Source organism: Moorena sp. SIO3B2 (assembly GCF_010692525.1).
Lineage (GTDB): Bacteria > Cyanobacteriota > Cyanobacteriia > Cyanobacteriales > Coleofasciculaceae > Moorena > Moorena producens.
Genome location: NZ_JAAHHE010000532.1, coordinates 1 through 3,365 on the forward strand (window position 1 = coordinate 1; position 3,365 = coordinate 3,365).

The 3,365-nt window shown below is 42.3% G+C and carries 4 protein-coding genes; all 4 read left to right on the forward strand.

Translation table 11 applies throughout. From position 1 onward, the window contains the following. On the forward strand, nt 1–560 hold a 560-nt coding region (locus F6K38_RS37495), incomplete at its 5' end, for an AMP-binding enzyme (protein WP_287360069.1). A gap of 57 nt (nt 561–617) precedes the next feature. Then, nucleotides 618–1,637 (forward strand): methyltransferase, encoded by a 1,020-nt coding sequence (locus F6K38_RS37500; RefSeq protein ID WP_287250759.1) that lies wholly within the window; start codon nt 618–620, stop codon nt 1,635–1,637. A 525-nt stretch (nt 1,638–2,162) separates the two neighbouring features. Then, entirely contained in the window at nt 2,163–2,789 is a 627-nt protein-coding gene (locus F6K38_RS37505; RefSeq protein ID WP_502709644.1) for an FMN-dependent NADH-azoreductase, read from the forward strand. Between the two features lie 54 nt (nt 2,790–2,843). Beyond that, nucleotides 2,844–3,287, forward strand: a complete 444-nt coding sequence (locus tag F6K38_RS37510) for a carboxymuconolactone decarboxylase family protein (protein WP_287360072.1) — start codon at nt 2,844–2,846, stop codon at nt 3,285–3,287. The last annotated feature ends 78 nt before the right edge of the window (nt 3,288–3,365 follow it).

Sequence of the window (3,365 nt, forward strand, 5' to 3'; positions counted from 1 at the left end):
AGGTAGGTTTCCTGGGTATTAAATCTCCAACTATTACACCAGGCTATTGGAATGATTCTAACCGCACCCTCAAAAGTTATAAACAAGGGTACTGGATTAGTGGGGATTTGGCTTATTATGATCAGGAGAATAAATTTTTTCACGTGGATCGTGCGGTTGATGCTATTAAGTGCGCTAGTGGCTTAGTCAATACCTTACCCATCGAGGAATTAATTTTGAAGAACAACTCAGCTGTTGCTGATTGTACAATAATTGGTGTACCTAAGGAAAAAGGCTTCGATGGATTGGTTGCTTTTATCAAGCTTAAAGCGCCAGGAAATATTATAGCATCAGCTCTGATTACTGCTATCAATAAGCAGCTAGTGGATAACAAGTTTGAACCCTTGTCTTTTTTACAAATCGTCAGTAATCTTCCTGTAGGTTCAACAGGAAAAGTCCTCAAAAGGAAGCTTCGCGAACAATATCAGGATATCCTAATTTGTGCTGAGCATAACTTAGAGGGTAAAGGGCTTCATGATTTTGCTTATGCACAGCAAAACAAAGTTCCAGTTAGGTCTTAGATTGTTTATAACTAACTCAACATTTTTTACTAAATAAAACTAGAAGGAGACTAGTCAATGCAAGCGGTTACTAAACAGCTGGTACCGGATAAACTACTGGAATTGGGGTTTGCTTTTTCAGCATCTAAGACATTCTTAAGTGCAGTGGAACTGGGAGTATTTACTGAACTGGCTCAGAGTTCTATGACTGCTGCTGAATTGACTGCAAAACTAGGACTTCATCCCCGTAGCGCGCGAGATTTTTTGGATGCACTAGTTGCCTTAAAAGTGTTAGAATGCTCTGATAACGGTTACAGTAACACTCCTGAAAGTGATTTGTTTCTTGACCGCTCCAAGCCTTCCTATATCGGTGGTTACCTAGAGATGTACAACACCCGTCTCTATCGATTTTGGGGTTCATTAACAGAAGGGTTACGGAGCGGTCAACCCCAGAATGAAGCCAAAAATGGAGAAGATTTCTTCGGGACTCTTTACCAGGACCCTGCCCGCCTAAAACTCTTTCTGGAAGCGATGTCTGGAGTCAGTATGGGAGTAGCTAAGGCGATCGCTGAAAAATTTCCATGGGAGAAGTTCCAGACCTTTATCGATATCGGTACCGCTCAAGGGCAGTTACCAGTAACCGTTGCCCTAAGTCACGACCATTTACAAGGAGGTGGGTTCGACTTGCCAGTGGTTCGCCCAATTTACGAGGAATATGTTGCTTCGAGAGGACTTAGCCAGCGATTACACTTCCATGGTGGTGACTTTTTCCAGGATATGCTGCCTAGTGCTGATGTTTTGGTGATGGGACAAATCCTGCATGACTGGAATCTAGAACAAAAGCACCTGTTAATTACCAAAGCCTACGAAGCACTCCCGACCGGTGGGGCATTGATTGTCTACGACGCACTAATTGACGATCAGCGCTGCCAGAACAAGTTTGGGTTACTGATGAGCCTAAATATGCTGATCGAGACCTTTGGGGGTTTCGACTACACAGGAGCAGACTGCTGTGCTTGGATGGACAAAGTAGGATTCAAAGACACTTACACTAAACCTCTTGTAGGAGCTTACTCAATGGCAGTAGGCATCAAATAATCCAATTACAGGTTAACAGGTTAGCAGGTTAGCAGGTTAGCAGGTTAGCAGGTTAGCAGGTTAGCAGGTTAGCAGGTTAGCAGGTTAGCAGGTTAGCAGGTTAGCAGGTTGAAGGTTAGCAGGTTGAAGGTTAGCAGGTTGAAGGTTAGCAGGTTGAAGGTTAGCAGGTTGAAGGTTACAGGTTAGAGTTTACAGGTTAGAGGTTATTAGGTTAGCAGGTTAAAGGTTATATTCTGAACCTTGGCCAATAGGCCACGCGATCGCGTTCAACCAAACCACCTTCAACCTTGGCCAATAGGCCACGCGATCGCCTTCAACCAAACCACCTTTAACCTTCAACCTTCAACCAAACCACCTTCAACCTTCAACCAAACCACCTTCAACCAAACCACCTTCAACCAAACCACCTTCAACCTTCAACCAAACCACCTTCAACCAAACCACCTTCAACCAAACCACCTTCAACCTTCAACCAAACCACCTTCAACCAAACCACCAAACAGGCAAACAACCTTCAACTTAATTATGACCCATATTCTTCACATTGATGCTAGTCCCCGTGGCGATCGCTCTATTTCGCGGCAATTGTCTAATCGGTTTATTCAAACTTGGAAGTCTTTCTATCCAGACGACACTGTCAGCTATCGAGATTTAGGTCATAATCCTGTCCCCCATGTTGATGAAAAGTGGATTGCTGCAGCATTTTGTCCTCCCGAAAAACGCACCCCTGAATTAGTAGAGACAATTAAAGTATCAGATACTTTGGTGGATGAATTGCTAGCAGCCGATCGCTATGTTTTCGGCATTCCCATGTACAACTTCAATGTTCCATCTACCTTCAAAGCATATATCGATCAAATTGTTCGATTTAATCGCACCTTTACCTTTGACGAACCTGGTCAATATCGGGGCTTAGTTCCTAAGGGAAAGAAAATGCTAATTTTTACAGCTCGTGGCGGTAGTTTTTCTCCAGGAACCCCTAGTGCTGATTACGATTATCATGAACCTTTTTTACGGGCTATATTTGGAGTGATTGGCATTACAGATATCACCTTTATTCATGCCGAGAAACTAGATTTAGGGGAAGAAGCCCGTCAGCAATCTTTGGCCAATGCCCGTGCTGAGCTTGAGAAAGCAGTAGGAACGTGGTAATCACGTCAAAGGTCAAATATTTTTGTAATTTCACCAACCAATTGAGGTATGGAAATGGAAACAAGATTGGAACTAAAGAAAGTTGAACCAGCAGCTTATCTAGCCATGAACTCCTTGGAAAACTATGTGAATAAAAGTGGCTTAGAAAAAACACTAATTAAGTTGATAAAAATTCGTGCTTCTCAAATCAATAAATGTGCTTTTTGTATCGATATGCATACAAAAGAAGCCAGAATTAATGGAGAAACAGAACAACGGATATATGCCCTAAATGCTTGGCAAGAAACGCCATTTTTTAGCCCAGAAGAGCGAGCTGTATTAGAGCTAACTGAAGCAGTGACGCTGATTTCAGAGAATCAGGTACCGAATTCAGTTTATGAAGAGGTAAGTCGCTATTTTTCAGAAACTGAAATAGCTAAACTTTTGATGGCTATTGTCACGATCAATGGTTGGAATCGTATTGCTATTACTACAAAAATGATTCCAGGTATTTATTAGAGGGTCGTAAGCTATCAGCTATCAGCTATTAGCTATCAGCTATCAGCTATCAGCTATCAGCTATCAGCTATCAGCTAT

Excerpts from the sequence above, each read along its gene's own strand:
- F6K38_RS37500 (WP_287250759.1), top strand. The coding sequence starts at position 618 with ATGCAAGCGGTTACTAAACAGCTGGTACCGGATAAACTACTGGAATTG.
- F6K38_RS37510 (WP_287360072.1), top strand. The coding sequence starts at position 2,844 with ATGGAAACAAGATTGGAACTAAAGAAAGTTGAACCAGCAGCTTATCTA.
- F6K38_RS37505 (WP_502709644.1), top strand. The coding sequence starts at position 2,163 with ATGACCCATATTCTTCACATTGATGCTAGTCCCCGTGGCGATCGCTCT.